Here is a 24,459-nt window from a genome sequence, read left to right on the forward strand (position 1 = left end):
CCTCCCCCATGAGGGATCGTTCCCGCGCGGCCGGGGAGCACCGAAGTTGTCCACAGGTTCCCCGGGCCCCCTTGTCCCGACCGATCGTTCGGTTAACCTGACTCCGTCCGTACGTCCCCGCCCGGCTCGATGAGGAGTTGGTCCGCCATGGCCGCCGCGCTCACCCCCCAGCAGCTGTCCGAGACCCACCGGCCCACGCTCGACCAGGCCCTCGACACGATCGGTACGCGCGCGTACTGGTCGCCGCACCCCGAGCACCCGAAGGCGTACGGCGAGGGCGGCGCTCCGGGCAGTCTCGGGGCGCCCGAGGGCAAGGCCGCGTTCGACGCGGTGCTGAACACCCGTCTCGACCTGGGGCAGCCGGGCACCGACGGCTGGACGGGCGGCGAGGTCTCGCCGTACGGCCCGGAGCTCGGCGTCGAGTATCCGCACGCCGATCCGGACGTCCTGCTTCCCGCGATGAAGGCCGGCACGGCCGCCTGGCGGGCCGCGGGCCCCGAGACGCGGGCCCTGGTCTGTCTGGAGATCCTTTCGCGGATCAGCGCCCGCACCCATGAGCTGGCCCACGCCGTGATGCACACGAGCGGCCAGGCCTTCATGATGGCGTTCCAGGCGGGCGGCCCGCACGCACAGGACCGGGGCCTGGAAGCCGTCGCGTACGCCTATCAGGAGCAGGTCCGTACGCCGGAGACGGCGGACTGGTCCAAGCCGCAGGGCAAGCGCGACCCGCTGAAGCTGACCAAGTCGTTCACCACGACCGGCCGCGGCATCGCGCTGGTCATCGGCTGCAACACCTTCCCCACCTGGAACGGCTACCCGGGCCTGTTCGCCTCGCTCGCCACCGGCAACCCGGTGCTGGTGAAGCCCCACCCCAGGGCCGTGCTGCCGCTCGCGCTCACCGTGCAGATCGCCCGCGAGGTGCTCACCGAGGCGGGCTTCGACCCCAACCTGGTCGCGCTCACCGCCGAGCGGCCGGGCGAGGGCATCGCCAAGACCCTGGCGGTACGCCCCGAGATCCGGATCATCGACTACACGGGCTCCACCGCCTTCGGCGACTGGCTGGAGGCCAACGCGCGCCAGGCGCAGGTCTACACCGAGAAGGCCGGCGTCAACACGATCGTCGTCGACTCCACCGACGACTACCGGGGCATGCTCGCCAACCTGGCGTTCTCCCTCTCGCTCTACAGCGGCCAGATGTGCACCACCCCGCAGAACCTGCTGATCCCCCGGGACGGCATCACCACGGACGACGGCCCCAAGTCGTACGACGAGGTGGTCGCCGACATCGCGGCGGCCGTCACCGCGCTCCTCGGCGACGACGCCCGTGCGGCGGCCCTGCTCGGCGCCCTGGTCAACCCGGACGTCAAGGCCCGGGTGGAGGCGGCCGGTGAGCTGGGCGAGGTGGCTCTCCCCTCGCGTACGGTCGCCAACGCCGAGTTCCCCGACGCCGTCGTGCGCACGCCGGTCGTCGTCAAGCTGGACGGCACCAAGACCGACGAGGACGCGGCGTACCTCTCGGAGTGCTTCGGCCCGGTCTCCTTCGCCGTGGCGGTCGAGTCGACGTCCGCCGCCCTGGAGCTGCTGCGCCGCACGATCCGCGAGAAGGGCGCCATGACCGTCGGCGCCTACACCACCTCCGCCGAGGTGGAGCGGGCGATCGAGGACGTCTGCCTGGACGAGTCGGCCCAGCTCTCGCTGAACCTGACCGGCGGGGTCTACGTCAACCAGACGGCCGCGTTCTCCGACTTCCACGGCTCCGGCGGCAACCCGGCGGCCAACGCGGCCCTGTGCGACGCGGCCTTCGTCGCCAACCGCTTCCGGGTGGTCGAGGTGCGCCGCCAGGCGTAGGCGTCATCGGCGGGGGTCGGGGACATCGGCGTAGCGCTGCACCCACGCGTGCATCGCGATCGCCGCCGCGGCCCCCGCGTTGATGGACCGGGTCGATCCGAACTGGGCGATGGAGCACACCATCGAGGCGTGCTTCCGCGCCTCCTCGGTCAGGCCGGGCCCCTCCTGCCCGAACAGCAGCACACACCGGCGCGGCAGCTCGGTCCGCTCCAGCGGTACGGCGCCGGGGAGGTTGTCGATCCCGATGATCGGCAGTCCCTCGGCCGCCGCCCACGCGGTCAGGTCCGCCGTGTCCGGGTGGTGGCGCACATGCTGGTAGCGGTCGGTGACCATGGCGCCGCGCCGGTTCCAGCGCCGCCGGCCCACGATGTGGATCTCCTTGGCGAGGAAGGCGTTGGCGGTGCGGACGACCGAGCCGATGTTGAAGTCGTGGCCCCAGTTCTCCACGGCCACATGGAAGTCGTGCCTCCGCGGGTCGAGGTCGGCGACGATCGCCTCGCGCGTCCAGTAACGGTAAGCGTCACCGACGTTGCGCCGGTCGCCGTGGGCCAGCAGTTCGGGGTCGTAACGCTCACCCTCCGGCCAGGGCAGCGGGTGCGGCCCGACGCCGATCTCCTGGCCGTAGCCGTCGTCGTACTGGAGGGCCTCGGACGGGGGCTGTGGGGTACTGCCGGTGCTGTCGGTCTCGCTGCTCACCCCACGAGCGTATGGCCCCCACCGGTGCCGTGCGGCGGGGCCTCCCCCGTACCGCCGCGTTCCTCCGGCGCCGAGCGTGCGGTGGGCACCTCCTGCGGACCGCCGGCCTCAGGGGGGCCCGACCGCCGCGGCAGCCACCCGAGCAGCCGCTGCCGTCCCAGCGCGGCCCGGCCACCCAGCCAGACGAGGAAGACCGTCGGCAGGAACACCGCGTCGGCCGCGATCATCGCCATCGAGAAGAACGGCAGCCCCAGCAGCAGGGCGATCCCGGCGTGCTCGCCGATCATGATGACCAGCAGGACGTTCTTGAGCCGCCGGTTGAACAGCGTGAACGGGAAGGCGACCTGGACGATGACCGTCGCGTACGTCAGCACCATCACCATCAGCCCGCTGGAGGCGAGCACGTCCGAGAGGGCGGGCCAGGGGGCGAAGTAGTCGAGTTTGAGCGGGTAGTAGAGCGCGGTGCCGTCCTGCCAGCGCGAGCCCTGGATCTTGTACCAGCCGGCGGTCGCGTAGATCAGGCAGACCTCGACCATGATCACGAGGAGCGTCGCGTTGTGGGCGAGGTTGGCCAGCACATCGAGCAGGGCACGCTGCTGCCCGTACGGGGCGAAGCGGTTCGCGGCCCACCAGGCGGCGGCGGAGAGCCAGAGGATCCACAGCAGGACCGGGAGCCACCAGGTCCCGCCGAGGCCGTCCATCAGGGTGGCGCCCAGCAGGACCGGGCCGAGGACCGCCCAGAGCACCGGGCCCGTGACGTCCCGCCGGGGCGGCAGGCCGACCGCGGTGCGCTCCGTGTCGCGGGCCGCGCGGCGGGCGTCCAGCGACCAGACCTGGGCGCAGCGCGTCAGCACGAGGTAGATCGCCATCAGGTGGATGACGTTGTCGCCGCCGTCGCCCATGAAGACGCTGCGGTTCTGTACGGAGAGCACGCCGACCATGAAGAGGACCGACGTGGCCCGGGTGCGCCACCCCAGGAGCAGGCCTGCGGCGGACAGCACGGTGAGCGCGTACACCACCTCGAACCAGAGCGCGCTGTCCGACCAGAGGAGGACGGAGAAGGCGTCGTTCCCGGCCGTGAGCTGCCGGGCCAGGTCCCAGTGCCACGGGCTGTCGGGGCCGTACAGCTCATGGCGGTGCGGCAGCTCGCGGACCAGGAAGAACAGATAGGTGGCGGCGAAGCCGATCCGGATGACGGCGCTCTGGTACGGGCCGAGGGCCGATGCGGTGATGCGCTGGATGGCGCGGGCCAGAGCGGTCCCGGCGGTGGCGATCCGGTCCGGTGCGGGGCGGCTCGCCGGCGGTGCGGTGGGCGGGGTGCTGGTCACTTGTCCCCCTCCTCGGCACGCGGTGCGGGCAGATCGCCGGGGGTCACGGGCCACCAGGGGAGCACGCGGTAGCTCGGGCGGGTGTTGGTCTTCTCGGTGGACCACGGGGGCGGGGCGATCATGCTGGTTGCCGACCTCATCTGGATCCGTTCGACCGTGCCGCCCAGGTCGCGCTCGCTCAGCCGCAGCATCGCGATGCGCCGGATGTAGCGCTCGGAGAGGTCGCCGCGCAGACCGTTGGGCTTGTTCTGGTCGTCGTGCGAGTTCAGGTAGAAGTCCCAGCCCCGGCGGAGCTCGTTCTGGTTCACATGGCTGGGGAAGAGGTTGCCGCGTATCGCCTCGGCGTCCGCCTCGGTGAGGCTGATCCAGTCGGTGGTGCGGGGCCCGTCGGTGCCGGACACCTCGGCCCGGACGTGGACGGCGATGTTCTGCTGGAGCGGATTGGGGGCGAAGAGCTTCCAGTTCTGCTCGAACTCCGGGTAGATCCAGTCGTCGACCGTCTTGCCGTGCTGCTTGGTCAGCGTGTTGGACGGGGCGACGTGCAGGAAGACCATGGCCACCTGTGCGCAGGCCAGCAGCCCCATGAGGGAGAGGGCGAGGGCGGCGACGAGCTGGTAGCCGAAGGAGAGGCCGGCTATGCCGGTGCCGGTCCCGGGAGGTTCCGGGGCGGACACCGGTGCCTCCGCTTCCGGTGCGGGGCTCACGGCCTGCGGCCGGACGTCCTCGTGCACGCTGCCGGAATCCCCGCGCCCGGAGCTCCCGTCGTGGTCCGCATCCATCCCGCCCCGCTCACGATCGATCACCACTCGGTTATCCACAGGGTTGACACCCTACGGGCCTCCGACCGACCATTGAAGTCAATGAACCGAACGATCGGTCGGTAGGGAGCCCGGGATGGCGGCAGTGACTGCGGACCAGAAGACGCAGAGCACCTCAGGCACGGCGAAGGCGGCAGGGCAGGCCGCGGGCACGGCCCCGGACGCGGCGGACGCGGCACGCCTCGCGGTCTTCGACGCCGCCGTGGCGGCCGACGACCGCATCGAGCCGCGCGACTGGATGCCGGAGGCGTATCGGGCCACGCTGGTCCGCCAGATGGCCCAGCACGCCCACTCGGAGATCATCGGCATGCAGCCCGAGGCCAACTGGATCACCCGCGCGCCCTCGCTGCGCCGCAAGGCGATCCTGATGGCCAAGGTCCAGGACGAGGCCGGCCACGGCCTTTATCTGTACAGCGCGGCCGAGACGCTGGGCACCAGCCGTGAGGAGCTTCTCGACAAGCTGCACGCGGGCCGCCAGCGCTATTCGTCGATCTTCAACTACCCCACCCTGACCTGGGCCGACGTCGGCGCGGTCGGCTGGCTGGTGGACGGCGCGGCCATCACCAACCAGGTGCCGCTCTGCCGCTGCTCCTACGGCCCCTACGCCCGCGCGATGGTCCGCATCTGCAAGGAGGAGTCCTTCCACCAGCGCCAGGGGTACGAGCTGCTGCTCGCCCTCAGCCGCGGCACCGAGGCCCAGCACGCGATGGCCCAGGACGCGGTGGACCGCTGGTGGTGGCCGTCCCTGATGATGTTCGGCCCGCCCGACGGCGCCTCGTCCCACTCCGAGCAGTCGATGGCCTGGAAGATCAAGCGGCACTCCAACGACGAGCTGCGGCAGCGCTTCGTGGATATCTGCGTGCCCCAGGCCGAGGCGCTGGGGCTCACCCTGCCGGACCCGGACATCCGGTGGAACGAGGAGCGCGGACAGCACGACTTCGGCGCGATCGACTGGACGGAGTTCCAGGAGGTCCTCAAGGGCAACGGCCCGTGCAACGAGCAGCGGATCAGCCAGCGGCGCAGGGCCCACGAAGAGGGCGCCTGGGTCCGGGACGCGGCCGCCGCGTACGCGGCCAAGCACACCACCCCCTCAGCACAGCAGGCACCGCACGTGGAGGAGACGGCATGAGCAGCTCGACCGACTGGCCGCTGTGGGAGGTGTTCGTGCGCTCCCGGCGCGGGCTCTCCCACACCCACGCGGGCAGCCTCCACGCGCCCGACGCCGAGATGGCCCTGCGCAACGCGCGCGACCTCTACACCCGCCGCTCCGAGGGTGTCTCGATCTGGGTGGTCCCCTCCACGCAGATCACCGCCTCCTCCCCCGACGAGAAGGACTCGTTCTTCGAGCCGGCCGGCGACAAGCCCTACCGTCACCCGACCTTCTACGAGATCCCGGACGGGGTGAAGCACCTGTGAGCGCGGCCCTCGCCCTCGGCGACGACGCACTGGTGCTCTCCCACCGGCTGGGGGAGTGGGCGGGCCACGCCCCCGTCCTGGAGGAGGAGGTGGCGCTCGCCAACATCGCCCTGGACCTGCTCGGGCAGGCGCGGGTGCTGCTCTCCCTCGTCGGCGACGAGGACGAGCTGGCCTACCTCCGCGAGGAGCGCGCCTTCCGCAACCTCCAGCTGGTGGAGCAGCCCAACGGGGACTTCGCCCACACCATCGCCCGGCAGCTCTACTTCTCGGTCCACCAGCACCTGCTGTACGAGCGGCTGGCGGCCGGGGGCGGCGAGTTCGCGGACCTCGCGGCGAAGGCCGTCAAGGAGGTCGCCTACCACCGTGACCACGCCGAGCAGTGGACCCTGCGGCTCGGCGACGGCACGGCCGAGAGCCATGAGCGGATGCAGGCGGGCCTGGCGGCGCTCTGGCGGTTCACCGGCGAGATGTTCCAGCCGGTCGAGGGGCTGGACGCCACCGGCTCCGGAGTGGACCCGCAGGAGCTGGAGCGCAGTTGGCTGGCTGCCGTCACCGCCACGGTGGAGCGGGCCACGCTGACACTGCCGACCGGTCCGCGGACCGGTGCCTGGACGGCGGGCGCGGGGCGGCAGGGTGTGCACACGGAGTCCTTCGGCCGGATGCTCGCCGAGATGCAGCACCTGCACCGCAGCCACCCGGGAGCGTCATGGTGACCGACACCCCGCTGGAGGCGGAGCTGCGCTCGCTCGCCGGTTCCGTCCCGGACCCCGAGCTGCCGGTGCTGACCCTGGCCGAGCTGGGCGTCCTGCGGGGCGTGGACGTGGAGGGCCCGGGCCGGGTGACGGTCCGGCTCACCCCGACGTACACCGGCTGTCCGGCGATCGAGGCCATGTCCGCCGACATCGAGAGGGTGCTGCATGAGAACGGCGTGCCCGAGGTCTCCGTGGTCACGGTGCTCGCACCGGCCTGGTCGACCGACGACATCAGCGCCGAGGGCCGCCGCAAGCTCGCCGAGTTCGGCATAGCGCCCCCGCGCGCCCACAGCGCCGACGGCGGCCCCGTGCCCCTGACGCTCTCGGTGCGCTGCCCGCACTGCGGCTCCACCGACACGGAGCTGCTCAGCCGGTTCTCCTCCACGGCGTGCAAGGCCCTGCGCCGCTGCGTCGCCTGCCGCGAACCGTTCGACCACTTCAAGGAGTTGTAGATGTTCCATCCGCTCCGGGTCAGCGCGATCGAACGGATCACGGACGATGCGGTGGCCGTGACCTTCGCCGTGCCGGCCGAGCTGCGCGAGACCTTCCGCCACAAGCCGGGCCAGCACCTCAACGTGCGCTACAGCGTGGACGGCAAGGAGATCCGCCGCTCGTACTCGATCTGCGCACCGGCCACCGAGCAGCCCGCCGAGCCGGTGGTCCGGGTCGGCATCCGAGGGGTCGAGGGCGGCGCGTTCTCCACCTACGCCCTCAAGGAGCTGTCCGTCGGGGATCAGGTGGAGGCCATGCCTCCGATGGGCCGCTTCGTCCTGGAGCCACGTCCGGGCCTCTTCGCGGCGGTGGTCGGCGGCAGCGGGATCACGCCGGTGCTGTCCATGGCGGGCACACTCCTGGCGCAGGAGGAGAAGGCGCGGTTCTGCCTGATCCGCAGCGACCGTACGGCGGCCTCCACGATGTTCCTGGACGAGGTGGCCGACCTCAAGGACCGCTATCCGGACCGCTTCCAGCTGATCACCGCGCTCTCGCGGGAGGAGCAGTCGGCCGGGCTCCCCTCCGGCCGCCTGGACGCCGAGCGGCTCACCGCCCTGCTGCCGGCGGTGCTCCCGGTGGCGGAGGTGGACGGCTGGTTCCTGTGCGGGCCGCTCGGTCTCGTACGGGGGACGGAGAAGGCCCTGCGGGCGCTGGACGTCGACCGGGCCCGGGTCCACCAGGAGATCTTCCACGTCGACGACGGCCCGTCCGATGTCACGGTCGTCAAGGTGGCCGCGCCCTCGGACGCCACGCTGACGGCCACCCTGCACGGCCGCTCGGGCAGTTGGCCCGTCCAGGACGCGGAGTCGCTGCTGGAGACGGTGCTGCGGAGCCGGTCGGACGCTCCGTACGCCTGCAAGGGCGGGGTGTGCGGGACCTGCCGGGCGTTCCTCGTCTCGGGAGAGGTCCGGATGGAGCGGAACTTCGCGCTGGAGCCGGAGGAGACGGACGCGGGCTTCGTGCTGGCCTGCCAGTCGCATCCGCTCACCCCGGAGGTGGAGCTGGACTTCGACCGCTGACGACGCTCGCTCCCGCAGGGGACGCCCCGTTCCCGTAGAACCTGTTCCCTTCTCCTAGAACCTGTTCTATCTTGACGGCCCGCCAGGACCGCCAACGGGAGGCCAGGACAGTGGACTTCACCTTCAGCGAGGAACAGCAGGCAGCCGTGGAGGCGGCCCGGGCGGTCTTCTCGGGCACCGCGCCCGACAGCGTGACCAGCCCGGCCCTGACCCCGGGGGCCGTGGCCGAGGACATCGACCGACGGCTGTGGGGCGAGCTGGCGAGCGCGGACCTGCTGGGCCTCACGCTCTCCGAGGATTACGGCGGCGCAGGACTCGACCCGGTCGCGCTCTGCCTGGTCCTGCGTGAGTCGGCCAAGGTCCTGGCCAGGGTGCCGCTGCTGGAGAGCTGCGCGGTGGCGATGGCCGTGGAGCGGTACGGGGAGAGCGGCCTCGCGGCGGAGCTGCTGCCCCGGGCGGTCAGGGGCGAGCTGATCCTGACGGCCGGGGCCAACGGGCGCACCGGCCACGACCCGGCCGAACTGGCCGTCACCGCACGGGCCGAGGGCTCCGGGGCGGCCCCTCCGGGCTGGGTGCTGGACGGTGTGCAGTCGGCGGTCCCCTGGGCGCAGGTGGCCGACCGGATCGCCGTCCCCGCCCACACCGGCGAGGGCGGGGCCGTCCTGGCGCTCGTGGACCCCGCCCAGGAGGGCGTCACCCTCGCGGACCAGGTCTCCACCAGCGGTGAACGCCTGGCGGAGGTCCGCCTCGACGCCGTACGTGTCGACGCCCGCGAGCTGATCGGCGCACCCGGCGCCTGGGATTGGCTGCGGGCCCTGCTCACCACGGGCACCTGTGCCCAGGCCCTGGGGCTGGGCGAGCGGGTGCTGGCGATGACCGCCGAGTACACCGGGAAGCGCGAGCAGTTCGGGTTTCCCGTCGCCACGTTCCAGGCGGTGGCGGTGCAGGCCGCCGACCGGTACATCGACCTGCGGGCGATGGAGGTGACGCTCTGGCAGGCCGCCTGGCGGATCTCCACCGGTGCCGGGGGCCCGCTGCCCGCCGCGGGCGACATCGCCGTGGCGAAGATCTGGGCCTCCGAGGGGGTGCGCCGCATCGTGCAGACCGCCCAGCATCTGCACGGCGGCTTCGGCGCGGACACCGACTACCCGCTGCACCGCTTCCACGCATGGGCGAAGCAGATCGAACTCTCCCTGGGCCCGGCGGCGGCCCACGAGGAGGCGCTAGGTGACCTGCTGGCCGCCCACCCACTGGCCTGAGGCGGGCAGGGAACGCCGAACATCACAGGACGAAGGCCGAGGCCCCGTCGTCCGTCACCATCGGGCGCCCGGCCCCGTCCCAGGCGAGCATGCCGCCGTCGATGTTCACGGCGTCGATCCCCTGCTGGACCAGGTACTGCGTGACCTGGGCGGACCGGCCGCCGACCCGGCACATCACATGGACGCGCCGGCCGTCCCCGGCGGCCTCGGTCAGCTCGCCGAACCGGCCCACGAAGTCGCTCATCGGAATGTGCAGCGCACCCTCGACATGACCGGCCGCCCACTCGTCGTTCTCACGGACGTCCAGGACGAAGCCGTCCGACGGCACCTGGGCGACGTCCACCGAGGGCAGCGGGGCGAAATTCATGGGTCATGCCTTCTCTCGTACGTACGCGGGCCAGGGGTCCGCCGGAGACCCCCAAGTCACCGGGAACGCTACTGCACCATCCCCGCCAGCTCGGCCTCACGCCGGGACACCTCGCCGAGCAGCTGTTCCCCGATGTCCTCCAGCAGCTGGTCCGGGTCGTCCGGGGCCATCCGGAGCATCGACCCGATCGCGCTCTCCTCCAGCTCGTTCGCCAGCGCCGTCAGCAGCTCCTTGCGCCTGCTGAGCCACTCCAGCCGGGCGTAGAGCTCCTCGCTCTCGCTCAGCGGGGACGGCGGCAGGGCGGGGCCCGCCGCCCACTCCTCGGCCAGCTCCCTGAGCAGCTCCACGTCACCACGCCCGTAGGCGGCGTTCACGCGGGTGATGAACTCGTCCCGGCGCTCCCGCTCCGGCTCGTCCTGGGCCAGGTCCGGGTGGGCCTTGCGGGCCAGCTCCCGGTAGAGCTTGCGGGCCTCCTCGCTCGGCCTGACCCGCTTCGGCGGCCGTACCGGCTGCTCGGTGAGCATGGCGGACGCCTCGGGGGAGAGACCGTCGGAGTCCATCCAGTCGTGGAAGAGCTCGTCGACGCCGGGCATCGGCATGACGATGTCCCGCGCCTCCTTGGCCTTGCGCAGATCCTCGGGGTCACCGGTCCTCGCGGCCCGCGCCTCGGCGATCTGCGCGTCCAGCTCGTCGAGGCGCGCGTACATCGGGCCGAGCTTCTGATGGTGCAGCCGGGAGAAGTTCTCGACCTCCACCCGGAAGGTCTCCACCGCGATCTCGAACTCGATCAGCGCCTGCTCGGCGACCCGCACGGCCTTCGCCAGCCGGGCCTCGGGGCGCGGGGCGGCGTCCTGCGGATCACCGTCCGCCCCGGCATCCCCCACCGGAGGGGCCGGGGCGTCCTGGGCTTCCGGTGCGGGCTGCGGCTCGGCGGGCCGGTCGTCGTCCTGCCGGTCTTCATCGTTCCGGGTGGGAGGCACCCCGGCGGCTTCGTGGGTCACTCGTCCAGCGTATGGCCACGGCCGCACGCCCCGTACCGCACGGCCCCCGTCCAGGGCCCGTCACGGCGGGCGCCCCGGGCCCGGGCAGCCCAAGCCCCGGGGCCCGGGCACCCTCAGCACCCGGACCTGCCCCCCTCAGCCGCAGCCGTCCCGGCCCTGACCGGCCCTCCCGTACCGGCGGCCGGTTCGGCGGCCGGTACGGTGGCCGCTCATATCCCCCGCTCGGCGGCCACCCGCCCCGTCTTGATCGCCCGCTCCAGCTCCGCGTGGTCCGCCTCCGTACGGTCCGCGTACGCCACCGCGAAATCGGCGATCGCCGCGTCGAGTTCGTCGTTCTTGCCGCAGTACCCCGCGAGCAGCCGGGGGTCGGCGCTGTGGGAGTGGGCGCGGGCCAGCAGGGCGCCGGTCATCCGGCCGTAGTCGTCGACCTGTTCGACGGTGAGCGCGGCGGGGTCCACGCTGCCCTTGCGGTTACGGAACTGGCGCACCTGGTACGGCCTGCCGTCCACGTCCGTCCAGCCGAGCAGGATGTCGCTGACGACCTGCATCCGCTTCTGGCCGAGCACCACCCGGCGCCCCTCGTGGCCCTCCGGGGGCGCCTCGAAACCGGCCGCCGGCAGATAGGGGGCCAGCGCCGAGGGACGCGCCTCCTTCACCTGGAGGACCAGCGGCTCCCCGCGGTGGTCGAGGAGCAGCACCACGTACGACCGGGTCCCGACGCTGCCCGTGCCGACCACCCGGAACGCCACGTCGTGGATCGCGTACCGCGCCAGCAGGGGCACCCGGTCCTCGGAGACCGTCGAGAGATAGCCGCCGAGCCCGGCCGCCACCGCCGCGGCCTCCGCGTCCGGCACCCGGCGCAGCACCGGCAGGGCGTCGACGAAGCGCCGGCCGCCGTCGGGGCAGTTCTCGGTGGACCGGGCGGCGAATCGGGCGCTGGTGTTCCTGCGGGCCTTCTCCGAGACCTTCTCCAGGGTGCCGACCAGATCCCGGGCGTCCGTGTGCGAGACGAGCTCCTCGTCCGCGATGGCGTTCCAGGCGTCGAGGGCGGGCAGCCGCGCCAGCAGCCGCATCGTGCGCCGGTAGGCGCCCACGGTGTCGTACGCGCCCTTGCGGCAGGTCTCCTCGTCCGCCCCGGCGGTCCGGCCGGCCAGGACGAGGGAGGTGGCGAGCCGCTTGAGGTCCCACTCCCAGGGGCCGAAGGCGGTCTCGTCGAAGTCGTTGAGGTCGATGACCAGGGTGCCCAGGGCATCGCCGTAGAGACCGAAGTTGGCCGCATGGGCGTCGCCGCAGAGCTGGGCGCCCACCCCGGTCACGGGGGTCCCCATCAGGTCGTGGGCCATCAGCCCGGCCGAGCCGCGCAGGAAAGCGAAGGGCGAGGCGGCCATCCGCCCCACCCGGATCGGCGCGAGCCCCGGCACCCGGCCCCTGTTGGACTCCTCGACGGCCCGCACCGCGTCGGGACGGCCCGACGGCAGGACCAGTGAACTGTGCGCTGAGCGCGGCACCCGGCCGCGGAGCGCCTTGCCCGCCGCCCTCGGTGAACCTGCCTCCCCACGCCGGGCGAACCCGGGCACGACCGGTATACGGGCATCCGCCCCCACGGGCCGCTGCTCCGGCGCCGTCCCCTCAGCGAGGCGGGCCCCCGCGCCGCCGTCCACGCCCATGCCTTCGCTGACGCCCATGGAGCGTCGCCTCCCCCGCCTCGTCAACTCTCCGACCGAGCACGACCGTACCGCCGTTCCCCCGCGGCCGCCCGCCCCTGTGGACAACTCCGGAGCGGCCCCGTGCGCCCCGCCGCGGCCGTCAGCAGCCGGTGCCCGGCTCCGGTTCCGCGAGGTACGTGTCCGCCCACTGACCGAGCTCCTTGAGCGCCGGCTCCATCGCGGCGCCGGCCTCGGTGAGGCGGTACGCGACACGCAGCGGCGGCCCCTCGTCGACCTCCCGGATGACCAGGCCGGCCGCCCCGAGTTCGGTCAGCCGGTCCGAGAGCATGCGCTCGCTGATCCCCGGAATCGCCCGGCGCAACTCCGCGAAGTACACCGGTCGTTGCAGCAGCACCGAGACGATCGGCCCGGTCCAGCGCTTGCCGAACAGCTCGAAGACGCGGCTGATGCCGACATCGACCCGCCGACAGCTCTGCTCGCTGTGATCTGCCATACCCCTAGGGTACTGCGCCACCGTAGGTCGCTTATGAAAAGTAAGGGACTATGCTATTAGTAGTTACGTACGGAATGAGGTGGCGCGCGAACATCGCCACCGCCCACCCCCTTCGCTCTCTGTGGAGACCTCATGGCCACGCTTCTGCACCTCGACTCCGCCGTCCTCCCGCAGGGCTCCACGTCCCGCGACGTCACCGCCGCGTTCGTCCAGGCCTGGCGCGACGAGAACCCGGACGGGACCGTCGTCCACCGCGATCTCGCCGCCGACCCGGTACCCCACCTGAACGCGGCGGCGGTCGTCGCGGGCGCCGGGGACCCGCTGCGCCGGGAGCTGGCCGAGGAGCTGGCGGCGGCGGACGCCGTTCTGATCGGCGCACCGATGTACAACTTCACGATCCCGTCCACCCTCAAGGCCTGGCTGGACCAGGTCATCGTCGTCGGGCACAACACGGGACCGGACTCCCCCGTCGCCGGGACCCCGGTGACCGTCGTCGCCAGCCGCGGCGGCTCGTACGCGCCGGGCACCCCGCGCGAGAGCTTCGAATTTGTCCAGAATTACTTGGAGAAGCTGCTCACGAGCATGTTCTCCGCCGAGGTGGACTTCATCGTTCCGGAGCTGACCCTCGCCCACACACAGCCGTCGATGGCCGAGCTGATCCCCCTCGCCGAGGCCTCCCGTACCAAGGCGTTCGACGAGGCCCGGCAGAAGGCCAAGGCCCTCGCCTCCCGCATCGCCGCCTGACCTGGCAGCCACCACCACGAAAAACAGGGCGGCGGAACTCGATCGAGTTCCGCCGCCCTGTGCTGTCGGCAACCGGACGTTTCACGTGAAACCAAGCACGGCACGCTCCGGTCCACGCACGGCACGCTCCGTCCCGGAGCCGTCAGCCGACCGCCTCAGAGCAGCCCGCCGGCCGTCACCCCGGCCCCGGCAGGTTCATCGGCACCTTCCGCCTCGGCCTGGTCCCGCGTACCGCGACCGGCGCCGCCACCACGCGGGCCGCCCCCACTGTTCCGCCCCGCCGTCGCGGAGCCACGGGCCGCCTCCGCCGCCGCGGCGATCTCCCGGGCCTCCCGCTCCGCCTGCTCCGCCTTCTCACGCGCCTGGGCCGCGAGATCAACGCGCCCCTCGGGCTTGATGTGGGCGATGACACCGGGGTGGGCGATCGACGGAAGGAGGTGGCGCCACATCTCGGCCACCTGCTCCCGCAGATCGGCTCGTCCGGAGTCGGCTTCCGATATCAGCTGGATACCCGTGAACGAAGCCACGATGACCTTGGCGGACACCATCGGATCGACATGGGGCAGCACCTCGCCCCGCTCCTTGCCCAGCTCCAGCATCCGGGCCGTCGCATCGATCCAGTCACCCCACGGGTGGGGCCCGCCGAGGAAGACGCCTTCGATGGAGAGACGGGTCCCGGCGCGCGCCATCGCGTTGTGGCGCAGGGCGTAGGCGAACTGCTGGCCACCGTCCACCAGCGACTGGAGCGGCGACCCCTCCTGGGCGAAGTCGACCGTGGAGGTCTGCTCGTCCATGATCGCCTGGGCGATGGCCTCCTTGGAGGCGAAGTGGAAGTACAGCGCACCCTTGGTCACCTTGGCGCGGCGGAGGATCTCCGAGATGGCGGCGCGCTCGTAGCCGTAGTCGTCGAAGACACTCGCCGCGGCATCCACGATCGACCGCCACGTCTGCACCGCGCGAGCCTGCTTCGCCATTTCCTGCCTCCGGGACGTTCTGTGCGCTCAGCCCTTCACTGCCGAGCAGCCGTCGATCCAGCCTCTGCAGTTAGCGTATGCATGTGTGCCGCCTCGCAGACCATCGGTCTGTCCGGAAACCGCTCCAGTTACCGCCCGGTTCCCCGGCAGGGCATACCGACCGCCCTGCCTGTTTACCCCGCCGTCCGACCACCGACACAGCGGTCGGACCGACGCGGAGACAGGGGTGCCAGGGGTGCCAGGGGTACGACGAAGAACCCCCGCTCCGGATCTCTCCGAAGCGGGGGTTCTCTCGATTCAACCTCAGCGGCCGCAAGCGACCGCCGTTGTGCGCGAGGGGGGATTTGAACCCCCACGTCCCTAAGGACACTGGCACCTGAAGCCAGCGCGTCTGCCGTTCCGCCACTCGCGCAAGAGTGGTGTTTCCAGACTCTCTCTCACCTGTGTGGTGCGAGCGCCTGGCGACATCCGGAAGATTAGCACGGTGAACAGGGTGGATTCACATCCGTTGTTTTGCCGATCCCTGGACGGGAAACGGGAACGCGGAGCCACCGCCCCCACTCCTCCAGAGAGCACCGCGTGTGCGGGACACTGTGAGGAGGCCACCTCTACGATCCGTGTGAGGGGTGACACTCATCCACAGGGCAGAGAAGGGGAACCAGCCGATTTCCCGACGCGTGGATACGATCAGTAAGCAGTACAGGGACGATGACACCGGAGGAGGTGCCCCATGGGGGTCATGAAGCGTTTCGAGCAGCGCCTCGAGGGGCTGGTCAACGGCACCTTCGCCAAGGTCTTCAAGTCCGAGGTCCAGCCGGTCGAGATCGCAGGCGCCCTCCAGCGGGAGTGCGACAACAACGCGACGATCTGGAACCGCGAGCGGACCGTCGTCCCCAACGACTTCATCGTGGAGCTCAGCATCCCCGACTACGAGCGACTCAGCCCGTACTCGGGCCAGCTGGGCGACGAGCTGTCCGGCCTGGTGCGCGACTACGCCAAGCAGCAGCGCTACACCTTCATGGGCCCGATCAAGGTCCACCTGGAGAAGGCCGACGACCTCGACACCGGCCTCTACCGGGTGCGCAGCCGCACCCTGGCGTCGAGTTCGTCACAGCAGGACCAGTCCGACCAGCCCCAGCGGCCCGCTCCCGGGCGGCCCGCCGCCCCGCAGGCCCCCGGAGGCTACGGCTACCCCCCGGCCGCCGCTCCGCCGATGCCCGCGGCCCCGCCTCCCGGCGGTGGACGCCCGGCGGCCCCCATGAGCGACCGGCGCCCGCCGGCCGGGCCCGGCTCACTGCCGGACGCCCAGGTGCGGCGCTGGATCGAGATCAACGGCACCCGCCATCAGATTTCCCGCCCGACGTTGGTGATGGGACGATCCACCGACGCCGACGTGCGGATCGACGACCCCGGCGTATCGCGCCGGCACTGTGAGATCCGGACCGGAACGCCCTCGACGATCCAGGATCTCGGGTCCACCAACGGCATCGTGGTGGACGGGCAGCACACCACCCGCGCTACGCTCCGCGACGGCTCACGGATCGTCGTGGGAAGCACCACCATCGTTTACCGGCAAGCCGAAGGGTGAAGCGGGGGCAATGTCAGAGCTGACCCTGACGGTCATGCGGCTAGGTTTCCTGGCTGTTCTGTGGCTGTTCGTGATCGTGGCCGTCCAGGTCATCCGCAGCGACCTGTTCGGAACGCGCGTCACGCAGCGCGGCTCACGCCGCACTGCCGCCGACGCGCGCCCGCAACAGGGCCGCCAACAACAAGCGGCGCCGCCCCAGCAGCGCCAGCAGCCCGGGCGCCAGCGCCGCGGGGCACCTACGAAGCTCGTCGTGTCCGAAGGCACCCTCACGGGGACCACGGTCGCGCTCCAGGGCCAGACCATCACCCTGGGCCGGGCCCACGACTCGACGATCGTGCTGGACGACGACTACGCGTCCAGCAGGCATGCCAGGATCTATCCCGACCGGGACGGCCAGTGGATCGTGGAGGATCTCGGGTCCACCAACGGCACGTATCTGGAACGGACCCGGCTCACCACCCCGACGCCTGTTCCGCTGGGCGCGCCGATCCGTATCGGCAAGACCGTCATCGAGCTGCGGAAGTAGTACGACAATGAGCGAGCGGAGCGAGCGAGCCGCGGCGGCCCCGACGACGGACGCTGCCCGGTTCCCGACCGGAGGGTGGGCAGTGTGGCTCGAGACAGGCTGTACCCCGAGGCGGCGTCGACTGGGCAGGTGCGCATGAGTCTGTCCCTGCGCTTCGCCGCCGGATCGCACAAAGGCATGATCCGGGAGGGGAACGAGGACTCCGGCTATGCCGGCCCGCGCCTGCTCGCCATCGCCGACGGCATGGGCGGCCAGGCGGCCGGTGAGGTCGCCAGCTCCGAGGTGATCTCCACGCTCGTCCAACTCGACGACGACGTACCGGGTTCGGACATCCTGACCTCCCTGGCCACGGCGGTCCAGCAGGCCAACGACCAGCTGCGCGTCATGGTCGAGGAGGACCCCCAGCTGGAGGGCATGGGCACCACGCTCACCGCCCTGCTCTGGACCGGCCAGCGGCTCGGCCTGGTGCACGTCGGCGACTCCCGCGCGTATCTGCTGCGCGACGGCGTCCTGACGCAGATCACCCAGGACCACACCTGGGTGCAGCGCCTCGTCGATGAAGGCCGCATCACCGAGGAAGAGGCAACCACCCACCCGCAGCGTTCCCTGCTGATGCGGGCGCTGGGCAGCGGCGACCATGTGGAGCCGGACCTCTCCATCCGCGAGGTCCGCGCCGGTGACCGCTATCTGATCTGCTCCGACGGCCTCTCCGGCGTGGTCTCGCACCAGACGATGGAAGAGACCCTGGCCAGCTACCAGGGCCCGCAGGAGACCATCCAGGAGCTCATCCAGCTCGCCCTGCGCGGCGGCGGCCCCGACAACATCACCTGCATCGTGGCCGACGTCCTGGACGTCGACAACAACGACACCCTGGCCGGCCGGCTCAGCGACACCCCGGTCGTCGTCGGCGCGGTCGCGGAGAACCAGGCGGCCCAGCTGAGCGACGGCGGGGCCATGCAGACCCCCGCCGGCCGCGCGGCCGGCCTCGGCCGCCCCGCACCGCCCCCCTCGGGCGGCTTCGGCCCGCCCGGCAGCGGTGACTCCGGTTACGGCTCCATGCCGGACGGCTCGTACGACTCCTACACGGACGACGACCTCGCGAAGCCGCGCGGCGGCCGTAAGTGGCTGAAGCGTTCCGTCTTCACCGTGCTGGCCCTGGCCGTGATCGGCGGCGGCCTCTACGGCGGCTACCGCTGGACGCAGACGCAGTTCTACGTCGGCGCGCAGAACGAGAACGTGGCGCTGTTCCGCGGCATCAGCCAGGACCTCGCCTGGGTCTCGCTCTCCGAGGTCGAGAAGAACCACCCGGAGATCGAGCTCAAGTACCTGCCGCCGTACCAGCGCAAGCAGGTCGAGGCGACGATCGCCGAGGGCAACATCACCGACGCCCGCAAGAAGGTCGACGAGCTCGCCGCCCAGGCATCCGCCTGCAAGAAGGACGCGCAGCGCCGCGCGGCCGAGGCCGAGGCCGAGACTTCCGCCACTCCCCCCGCGACGGGGACCAAGCCGAACACCGCGACTCCCACTCCCGGCCCCAGCCTCTCGGAGGAAGAGAAGAAGCTGGTCCCGCAGTGCGGTAAGCAGTAAGCCGTAGGGGGCCTTCAGCACCATGAGCGTTGTCACCAACACGACCACCATCGGCGCGATCGACGCACCGAGCCGCCGCAACACCGAACTGGCGCTGGTCATCTTCGCCATCGCCATCTCGGTGTTCGCCTACGCCAACGTGGGCCTCGCCCTCAACGGCGAACTGCCCTCGGGCATGCTCGGTTACGGAGCGGGGCTCGCCCTGCTCGGCGGCGTCGCCCACCTCGCGGTGCGCAGGTTCGCCAAGTACGCCGATCCGCTGCTGCTGCCCTTGGCCGTACTGCTGAACGGCCTCGGTCTGGCGATCATCTGGCGCCTGGATCAGTCCGAACGGTTTCAGTCCCTGGCGACTTTCGCCCCGGCCGCTTCCAAGCAGCTGCTGTTCTCGGCGATCGGCGTGGGAACGCTCGTCGCGGTCCTGGCCATCCTGAAGGACCACCGCATCCTCCAGCGCTACACGTACATCTCCATGCTGGTGGCACTGTTCCTGCTGATCCTGCCGATGTTCTTCCCCTCGGTGAACGGCGCCAAGATCTGGATCAAGATTCCCGGGGTCGGCACGCTCCAGCCCGGCGAGTTCGCCAAGATCATCATCGCGGTGTTCTTCGCGGGCTACCTGATGGTCAAGCGCGACGCGCTGGCTCTGGCCAGCCGCCGGTTCATGGGCCTGTACCTGCCCCGCGGCCGCGACCTGGGCCCGATCCTGATGGTCTGGGCCTTCTCGATCCTGATCCTGGTCTTCGAGACCGACCTCGGTTCCTCGCTGCTCTTCTTCGGCATGTTCGTCGTGATGCTGTACGTCGCCACCGAGCGCACCAGCTGGATCGTCTTCGGTCTGCTGATGTCCGCGATCGGTGCCGTCGGTGTCGCCTCGTTCGAACCGCACGTCCAGCAGCGCGTCACCGCCTGGCTCGACCCGTTCGCGGGCTGGGGTGAGCAGGCGGCGAGCGAGCAGATGGCCAAGTCCCTGATGGCCTTCGGCTCCGGAGGCACCCTCGGGACCGGTCTCGGGCAGGGGCACTCCGACCTGATCGGCTTCGCCGCCAACTCCGACTTCATCCTCGCTACCGTCGGCGAGGAGCTGGGTCTCGCCGGGATGATGGGCGTGCTCCTCGTCTACGGCCTGATCGTGGAGCGCGGGGTGCGCACCGCGCTGGCGGCCCGCGACCCGTTCGGCAAGCTCCTCGCGATCGGCCTCTCCGGATCCTTCGCCATCCAGGTGTTCGTCGTCGCCGGCGGTGTGATGGGGCTGATCCCACTCACCGGTATGACGATGCCGTTCCTGGCGGCGGGCGGTTCCTCCGTACTGGCGAACTGGGCCCTGATCGCCATCCTGATCCGGATCAGTGACACCGCACGCCGTCCCGCCCCGGCGCCCGCACCCTCGACCGACGCAGAGATGACGCAGGTGGTACGACCGTGAACAAGCCGCTGCGCCGGATCGCGATCTTCTGCGGGATCCTCGTCCTGGCCCTCCTGATCCGGGACAACTGGCTCCAGTACGTCCGTGCGGACGAGCTGAACAGCCACAAGTACAACCGCCGTGTCCAGATCGAGCGCTACGCCCATGAGCGCGGCGACATCATCGTGGACGGCAAGGCGATCACCGGCTCCGTCGAGACCGAGGACGGGGACTTCACGTACAAGCGGGTCTGGAAGGACGGACCCCTCTGGGCGCCCGTGACCGGCTACTCCTCGCAGGCCTTCGACTCCTCGCAGCTGGAGAACCTCGAGGACGGCATCCTCACGGGCAACAGCGACCAGTTGTTCTTCAACCGGACGCTGTCGATGTTCACCGGGAAGAAGAAGCAGGGCGGCAACGTCGTCACCACTCTCAACGGCGCGGCGCAGACGGCGGCCTTCAAGGGGCTCGGCGAGAAGAAGGGCGCGGTCGTCGCCCTGGATCCGCAGACCGGCGCGATCCTGGCTCTCGCGAGCACCCCGTCGTACGACCCCTCGGTCTTCGCCGGGAACTCGCTCAAGGACTCGGACGCCCGGCAGCAGCTCCTGAAGGACAAGGACAAGCCGATGCTCAACCGGGCATTGCGCGAGACCTACCCGCCCGGCTCCACCTTCAAGGTCGTCACCGCCGCCGCGGCCCTGGAGAACGGGCTCTACGACGACATCGACGCCAAGACGGAATCCCCGCTGCCCTGGACGCTGCCGCAGACGCAGATCCCGCTCCAGAACGAGGGCGACATCCCTTGCGAGAACGCCTCGTTGCGCGAGGCTCTGCGGGTGTCGTGCAACTCCGTCTTCGGGAAGATGAGCGACGACCTCGGCAACAAGAAGATGATCGAGCAGACGGACAAGTTCGGCTTCAACAAGGAAGTCTTCACGCCCGTCCGCGCCGACGCGAGCATCTACCCCGAGGACAACAAGCCGCAGAACGCGATGGCCGGCATCGGTCAGGCGTCCAACCGGACCACCCCGCTCCAGATGGCCATGGTGGCCTCCGCCATCGCCAATGACGGCAAGCTGATGCAGCCGTACATGGTCGCCAAGCGCCAGGCGCCCAACCTGGACGACATCTACACCGCCGAGCCCGAGGAGCTCAGCCGGGCGCTGTCCGGCGAGAACGCCCAGAAGGTCCAGCAGATGATGGAGACCGTCGTCAAGGACGGGACGGGAACCAGGGCACAGATCCCCGGCGTCACAGTGGGCGGCAAGACCGGTACCGCCCAGCACGGCCTGAACAACAGCGAGAAGCCGTACGCCTGGTTCATCTCGTACGCGAAGACCGACAACGGCTCCCCGGTCGCCGTCGCCGTCGTGGTCGAGGACGGCAACGCCAACCGGGACGACATCTCCGGTGGCGGACTGGCCGCCCCGATCGCGCGCGACGTGATGAAGGCGGTCGTCGACAGCAAGCAGTGAGACCCGTCACGGCGGCCGCCCGTCCATACCGGACATCGCATACCGGTCGGATATCGGCTTGCCGGGTGCGGGCTGATCACCTGCCGCGTGCCCGGTAGCGTATGCGCGAACAGCGCACCGCCGGACCACACACACGGGTGCGGTCAGGACTGACGGAGAGGGCTGGAACAGTGATGGAAGAGCCGCGTCGCCTCGGCGGCCGGTACGAGCTGGGCTCGGTGCTCGGCCGTGGTGGCATGGCCGAGGTCTACCTCGCCCACGACACCCGGCTCGGCCGCACCGTAGCTGTGAAGACGCTCCGGGCCGACCTGGCCCGCGACCCGTCCTTCCAGGCCCGGTTCCGCCGTGAGGCCCAGTCGGCCGCCTCGCTCAACCACCCCGCGATCGTCGCCGTCTACGACACCGGCGAGGACTACGTCGACGGGGTCTCCATCCCGTACATCGTGATGGAGTACGTCGACGGGTCGACCCTGCGGGAGCTCCTGCACTCCGGCCGCCGGCTGCTGCCCGAGCGGACACTGGAGATGACCGTCGGCATCCTCCAGGCGCTCGAGTACTCGCACCGCGCCCAGATCGTCCACCGCGACATCAAGCCGGCCAACGTCATGCTGACGCGCACCGGTCAGGTCAAGGTCATGGACTTCGGCATCGCCCGCGCCATGGGCGACTCCGGCATGACCATGACGCAGACCGCCGCGGTCATCGGCACCGCCCAGTACCTCTCCCCGGAGCAGGCCAAGGGCGAGCAGGTCGACGCGCGCTCCGACCTGTACTCCACCGGCTGCCTGCTCTACGAGCTGCTCGCGGTCCGGCCCCCGTTCGTCGGGGACTCGCCCGTCGCCGTGGCCTACCAGCACGTACGCGAGGAGCCGCAGCCGCCGAGCAACTTCGACCCCGAGATCACGCCCGAGATGGACGCGATCGTGCTGAAGGCGCTCACCAAGGACCCGGACTACCGCTACCAGTCCGCCGACGAGATGCGGGCCGACATCGAGGCCTGCCTCGACGGCCGGCCGGTCGCGGCAGCGGCGGGGATGGGTGCCGCGGGGTACGGGGGCTACGACGGCTACAACGCCGACCAGCCCACCACCGCCCTGCACTCGACCGACCCGAACAACGCGCAGACGTCGATGCTGCCGCCGGTCAACCCGGACGACGGCGGCTACGGCTACGACGACCGGGCGAGCCGCCGCCGTCAGCCGCAGAAGAAGAGCAATCTCTCGACGATCCTGCTGATCGTCGCGGCCGTCCTGGTGCTCGTCGGCACGATCCTGATCGGCAAGGCCGTGTTCAGCGACAGCGGCAGCGACGGCCAGGTCCCGGTGCCGAACATGGTCGGCTCCACCGTCAAGGAGGCGGAACAGCTCGCGGAGCGGGCGGGGGTCGTCCTCAAGGTCGCCGGCGAGGAGCCTTGCGAGCAGCAGGAGAAGGGCAAGATCTGCTCGCAGACCCCCGAGAACGGCACCGACATGGAGGAGAACGGGACCGTCGAGGTCAAGGTCTCCACCGGTGCGCCGAAGATCGAGGTGCCCGACGTCCTGGAGAAGTCCGAGGACGGTGCCCGCAAGGCCTTGGAGGACAAGGGCTTCACGGTCAACGTGACCGCGGTCGAGTCCGACAAGACCGAGGGCACGGTGATCAAGCAGAAGCCCCAGGGCGGCTCCCAGGCGGAGGACGGCGCCGAGGTGACCATCACGGTCGCCAAGAAGGAGACCCTGGACCTGCCGGACATGCGCACCCGCACCTTCGCGGCGGCGGAACAGCAGCTGCGGGGCATCGGCTTCACCAACATCTCGCGGACCGACGTCGACTCGGAGGAGCCGAAGGACACGGTCATCGAGCAGACCCCGCAGCCCGGCAAGCAGGCCAAGGACGCGCAGATCGTCCTCAAGGTCTCCAAGGGCCCGAAGGAGCCGCCGGAGCCCGAGAAGACCCAGGTCCCGCAGATCCAGGGAATGAAGCTCGGCGAGGCCAAGGCGAAGCTCCAGGAGGCGGGCCTGCAGGTCGGCAACGTCCAGGGGGCGCAGGACGACAACGCCACGGTGGTCGCCGTCCAGCCGGGGGTCGGTGAGACCGTCGACAAGAACTCGGCGGTCAACATGATCGCCGCCCCGGGTGGCGGCGGGGACCAGGGCGGCGGCGGCATCTTCGGAGGCCCCTCGGGCAGGTAGCGCCCGCGCAGCTGTACGAGGAAGGGCCCCGGTCACCGTGGATGGTGACCGGGGCCCTTCGTCGTTCCGGCGGGGCACAGGAAGTGGGGGGACGGGCCCTAGAGAAGCTCCACCGGCTTCGTGCGGTCCTTGTCGACCTTCTCCGTACGCTCCAGCTCGCCCCAGACGATGTACCGGTACTTCGACGTGTAGACCGGGGTGCAGGTCGTCAGTGTGATGTAGCGGCCGGGCTTCCTGACACCCGACTCCTCCGGGACCGGCTGGATCACGTCGACGTTGAACTTGGAGGTCTCGGGGAGCGACTTGTAGACCTTGTAGACGTACCAGGTGTCCTTGGTCTCGAAGACGACCGCGTCACCGTTCCTCAGCTTGTCGATGTTGTGGAACTTGGCGCCGTGCCCGTCCCGGTGGGCGGCCAGCGTGAAGTTGCCCTGGCCGTCCCAGGGGAGCGCGGAGGGGACCGGGTCGGTGTAGTAGCCCGCGATGCCGTTGTTCAGGGTCTTGGGGTCGGTGCCCTTCTTGACCAGCACCTCGCCGTTCTTCATGGCGGGTACGTGCAGGAAGCCGATGCCGTCCTTGGTGTCCAGGGCGCCCGGACCCTCCGCCCACTTGCTGCGGACCGTGTCGCCCTGCTTGTCGGCCTCGCGGTCGGCGAGCACGTTGGTCCACCACAGGGAGTACGCGACGAAGAGCGCGAGCACCAGGCCCGCGGTGATCAGGAGCTCGCCGAAGACGCTGACGGCCGTGGCGATGGGGTGCCTGGCGGGCCGGGGCGCGGGGGGCGCGGACGCGTCGGTCCGCTCGTCGTGCTCGGTCCTCGCTGCCACCGCACCGCC

At 70.8% G+C, this 24,459-nt stretch carries 23 protein-coding genes and 1 tRNA gene; 14 read left to right on the forward strand and 10 right to left on the reverse strand.

Annotation, left to right across the window (positions count from 1 at the left end):
* Positions 1-147 precede the first annotated feature (147 nt).
* Positions 148-1,848, forward strand: a complete 1,701-nt coding sequence (gene paaN / locus D6270_RS16610) for a phenylacetic acid degradation protein PaaN (RefSeq protein WP_109164706.1) — start codon at positions 148-150, stop codon at positions 1,846-1,848.
* A 3-nt stretch (positions 1,849-1,851) separates the two neighbouring features.
* On the opposite strand, the gene D6270_RS16615 is transcribed toward paaN, so the two are convergent.
* Genes D6270_RS16615 through D6270_RS16625 form a run of 3 tightly spaced genes read right to left on the reverse strand, consistent with a single transcriptional unit; the run spans position 1,852 to position 4,651 of the window.
* Entirely contained in the window at positions 1,852-2,544 is a 693-nt protein-coding gene (locus D6270_RS16615) for a TrmH family RNA methyltransferase (RefSeq protein ID WP_109164705.1), read from the reverse strand.
* Positions 2,541-3,872, reverse strand: coding sequence for an HTTM domain-containing protein (locus tag D6270_RS16620; RefSeq protein ID WP_109164704.1), 1,332 nt, complete (start codon positions 3,870-3,872; stop codon positions 2,541-2,543). Before D6270_RS16620 ends, D6270_RS16615 begins: the two co-directional genes overlap by 4 nt.
* Positions 3,869-4,651, reverse strand: a complete 783-nt coding sequence (locus tag D6270_RS16625) for a DUF5819 family protein (protein ID WP_204117208.1) — start codon at positions 4,649-4,651, stop codon at positions 3,869-3,871. The genes D6270_RS16620 and D6270_RS16625 overlap by 4 nt, the downstream gene beginning before the upstream one ends.
* Before the next feature lie 115 nt (positions 4,652-4,766).
* On the opposite strand from D6270_RS16625, the gene paaA reads away from it, so the two are divergent.
* From paaA to D6270_RS16655, 6 genes are all read left to right on the forward strand, one after another.
* Positions 4,767-5,819 carry a 1,2-phenylacetyl-CoA epoxidase subunit PaaA gene (paaA, locus tag D6270_RS16630; protein ID WP_109164702.1) on the forward strand — a complete coding sequence of 351 codons (1,053 nt, stop codon included), beginning with the start codon at positions 4,767-4,769 and terminating at the stop codon, positions 5,817-5,819.
* Entirely contained in the window at positions 5,816-6,106 is a 291-nt protein-coding gene (gene paaB / locus D6270_RS16635; RefSeq protein WP_015609784.1) for a 1,2-phenylacetyl-CoA epoxidase subunit PaaB, read from the forward strand. Before paaA ends, paaB begins: the two co-directional genes overlap by 4 nt.
* On the forward strand, positions 6,103-6,819 hold the full coding sequence (gene paaC, locus D6270_RS16640) for a 1,2-phenylacetyl-CoA epoxidase subunit PaaC (protein WP_109164701.1): 717 nt from the start codon (positions 6,103-6,105) through the stop codon (positions 6,817-6,819). Before paaB ends, paaC begins: the two co-directional genes overlap by 4 nt.
* On the forward strand, positions 6,813-7,310 hold the full coding sequence (gene paaD / locus D6270_RS16645; RefSeq protein WP_109164700.1) for a 1,2-phenylacetyl-CoA epoxidase subunit PaaD: 498 nt from the start codon (positions 6,813-6,815) through the stop codon (positions 7,308-7,310). Before paaC ends, paaD begins: the two co-directional genes overlap by 7 nt.
* Positions 7,311-8,369 carry a 2Fe-2S iron-sulfur cluster-binding protein gene (locus D6270_RS16650; RefSeq protein WP_109164699.1) on the forward strand — a complete coding sequence of 353 codons (1,059 nt, stop codon included), beginning with the start codon at positions 7,311-7,313 and terminating at the stop codon, positions 8,367-8,369.
* A 110-nt stretch (positions 8,370-8,479) separates the two neighbouring features.
* Positions 8,480-9,628: an acyl-CoA dehydrogenase family protein gene (locus D6270_RS16655; protein ID WP_109164698.1), complete on the forward strand. Its 1,149-nt coding sequence runs from the start codon at positions 8,480-8,482 to the stop codon at positions 9,626-9,628.
* 22 nt (positions 9,629-9,650) lie between these two features.
* On the opposite strand, the gene D6270_RS16660 is transcribed toward D6270_RS16655, so the two are convergent.
* The 4 genes from D6270_RS16660 to D6270_RS16675 form a co-directional block, all read right to left on the reverse strand.
* Positions 9,651-9,995 carry a rhodanese-like domain-containing protein gene (locus D6270_RS16660; RefSeq protein WP_109164697.1) on the reverse strand — a complete coding sequence of 115 codons (345 nt, stop codon included), beginning with the start codon at positions 9,993-9,995 and terminating at the stop codon, positions 9,651-9,653.
* Between the two features lie 68 nt (positions 9,996-10,063).
* Positions 10,064-10,996 carry a J domain-containing protein gene (locus D6270_RS16665; RefSeq protein ID WP_109164696.1) on the reverse strand — a complete coding sequence of 311 codons (933 nt, stop codon included), beginning with the start codon at positions 10,994-10,996 and terminating at the stop codon, positions 10,064-10,066.
* 209 nt (positions 10,997-11,205) lie between these two features.
* Positions 11,206-12,681, reverse strand: coding sequence for a DUF2252 domain-containing protein (locus D6270_RS16670; RefSeq protein ID WP_225976881.1), 1,476 nt, complete (start codon positions 12,679-12,681; stop codon positions 11,206-11,208).
* 121 nt (positions 12,682-12,802) lie between these two features.
* The gene (locus tag D6270_RS16675) at positions 12,803-13,156 is read right to left on the reverse strand and encodes a winged helix-turn-helix transcriptional regulator (protein ID WP_109164695.1); all 354 of its coding nucleotides are present in this window, start codon (positions 13,154-13,156) and stop codon (positions 12,803-12,805) included.
* A 132-nt stretch (positions 13,157-13,288) separates the two neighbouring features.
* On the opposite strand from D6270_RS16675, the gene D6270_RS16680 reads away from it, so the two are divergent.
* Positions 13,289-13,900 carry an FMN-dependent NADH-azoreductase gene (locus D6270_RS16680; protein WP_109164694.1) on the forward strand — a complete coding sequence of 204 codons (612 nt, stop codon included), beginning with the start codon at positions 13,289-13,291 and terminating at the stop codon, positions 13,898-13,900.
* Positions 13,901-14,055: 155 nt separating this feature from the next.
* On the opposite strand, the gene D6270_RS16685 is transcribed toward D6270_RS16680, so the two are convergent.
* Both D6270_RS16685 and D6270_RS16690 read right to left on the reverse strand, forming a co-directional pair.
* Positions 14,056-14,874 carry a ScbR family autoregulator-binding transcription factor gene (locus tag D6270_RS16685; protein WP_109164693.1) on the reverse strand — a complete coding sequence of 273 codons (819 nt, stop codon included), beginning with the start codon at positions 14,872-14,874 and terminating at the stop codon, positions 14,056-14,058.
* Between the two features lie 329 nt (positions 14,875-15,203).
* A tRNA-Leu gene (locus D6270_RS16690) sits at positions 15,204-15,286 on the reverse strand.
* A gap of 318 nt (positions 15,287-15,604) precedes the next feature.
* Here D6270_RS16690 and D6270_RS16695 point away from each other — a divergent pair.
* From D6270_RS16695 to pknB, 6 genes are all read left to right on the forward strand, one after another.
* A complete protein-coding gene (locus D6270_RS16695; protein WP_109164692.1) occupies positions 15,605-16,462 on the forward strand; it encodes an FHA domain-containing protein in 858 nt (285 codons plus the stop codon).
* A gap of 10 nt (positions 16,463-16,472) precedes the next feature.
* Positions 16,473-16,988 (forward strand): FHA domain-containing protein FhaB/FipA, encoded by a 516-nt coding sequence (locus D6270_RS16700; protein ID WP_030701387.1) that lies wholly within the window; start codon positions 16,473-16,475, stop codon positions 16,986-16,988.
* 135 nt (positions 16,989-17,123) lie between these two features.
* Complete coding sequence (locus D6270_RS16705) at positions 17,124-18,575, forward strand: Stp1/IreP family PP2C-type Ser/Thr phosphatase (RefSeq protein WP_109164691.1); 1,452 nt, start codon at positions 17,124-17,126, stop codon at positions 18,573-18,575.
* A 22-nt stretch (positions 18,576-18,597) separates the two neighbouring features.
* Positions 18,598-19,998 (forward strand): FtsW/RodA/SpoVE family cell cycle protein, encoded by a 1,401-nt coding sequence (locus D6270_RS16710; RefSeq protein WP_109164690.1) that lies wholly within the window; start codon positions 18,598-18,600, stop codon positions 19,996-19,998.
* Positions 19,995-21,452: a peptidoglycan D,D-transpeptidase FtsI family protein gene (locus D6270_RS16715; protein WP_109164689.1), complete on the forward strand. Its 1,458-nt coding sequence runs from the start codon at positions 19,995-19,997 to the stop codon at positions 21,450-21,452. Before D6270_RS16710 ends, D6270_RS16715 begins: the two co-directional genes overlap by 4 nt.
* A 173-nt stretch (positions 21,453-21,625) precedes the next feature.
* On the forward strand, positions 21,626-23,623 hold the full coding sequence (gene pknB / locus D6270_RS16720) for a Stk1 family PASTA domain-containing Ser/Thr kinase (protein ID WP_109164688.1): 1,998 nt from the start codon (positions 21,626-21,628) through the stop codon (positions 23,621-23,623).
* A 98-nt stretch (positions 23,624-23,721) separates the two neighbouring features.
* On the opposite strand, the gene D6270_RS16725 is transcribed toward pknB, so the two are convergent.
* Positions 23,722-24,450, reverse strand: coding sequence for a class E sortase (locus D6270_RS16725; protein WP_109164687.1), 729 nt, complete (start codon positions 24,448-24,450; stop codon positions 23,722-23,724).
* Positions 24,451-24,459 lie beyond the last annotated feature (9 nt).

The sequence above is a fragment of the Streptomyces griseus subsp. griseus genome, assembly GCF_003610995.1.
In the GTDB taxonomy this organism is placed as follows: Bacteria; Actinomycetota; Actinomycetes; order Streptomycetales; family Streptomycetaceae; genus Streptomyces.

Coding starts and splice junctions, on each gene's coding strand:
- paaN (WP_109164706.1), top strand. CDS start 148: ATGGCCGCCGCGCTCACCCCCCAGCAGCTGTCCGAGACCCACCGGCCC.
- D6270_RS16625 (WP_204117208.1), bottom strand. CDS start 4,651: ATGGATGCGGACCACGACGGGAGCTCCGGGCGCGGGGATTCCGGCAGC.
- paaA (WP_109164702.1), top strand. CDS start 4,767: ATGGCGGCAGTGACTGCGGACCAGAAGACGCAGAGCACCTCAGGCACG.
- paaB (WP_015609784.1), top strand. CDS start 5,816: ATGAGCAGCTCGACCGACTGGCCGCTGTGGGAGGTGTTCGTGCGCTCC.
- paaD (WP_109164700.1), top strand. CDS start 6,813: ATGGTGACCGACACCCCGCTGGAGGCGGAGCTGCGCTCGCTCGCCGGT.
- D6270_RS16650 (WP_109164699.1), top strand. CDS start 7,311: ATGTTCCATCCGCTCCGGGTCAGCGCGATCGAACGGATCACGGACGAT.
- D6270_RS16660 (WP_109164697.1), bottom strand. CDS start 9,995: ATGAATTTCGCCCCGCTGCCCTCGGTGGACGTCGCCCAGGTGCCGTCG.
- D6270_RS16670 (WP_225976881.1), bottom strand. CDS start 12,681: ATGGGCGTCAGCGAAGGCATGGGCGTGGACGGCGGCGCGGGGGCCCGC.
- D6270_RS16675 (WP_109164695.1), bottom strand. CDS start 13,156: ATGGCAGATCACAGCGAGCAGAGCTGTCGGCGGGTCGATGTCGGCATC.
- D6270_RS16680 (WP_109164694.1), top strand. CDS start 13,289: ATGGCCACGCTTCTGCACCTCGACTCCGCCGTCCTCCCGCAGGGCTCC.
- D6270_RS16685 (WP_109164693.1), bottom strand. CDS start 14,874: ATGGCGAAGCAGGCTCGCGCGGTGCAGACGTGGCGGTCGATCGTGGAT.
- D6270_RS16695 (WP_109164692.1), top strand. CDS start 15,605: ATGGGGGTCATGAAGCGTTTCGAGCAGCGCCTCGAGGGGCTGGTCAAC.
- D6270_RS16700 (WP_030701387.1), top strand. CDS start 16,473: ATGTCAGAGCTGACCCTGACGGTCATGCGGCTAGGTTTCCTGGCTGTT.
- D6270_RS16705 (WP_109164691.1), top strand. CDS start 17,124: ATGAGTCTGTCCCTGCGCTTCGCCGCCGGATCGCACAAAGGCATGATC.
- D6270_RS16710 (WP_109164690.1), top strand. CDS start 18,598: ATGAGCGTTGTCACCAACACGACCACCATCGGCGCGATCGACGCACCG.
- pknB (WP_109164688.1), top strand. CDS start 21,626: ATGGAAGAGCCGCGTCGCCTCGGCGGCCGGTACGAGCTGGGCTCGGTG.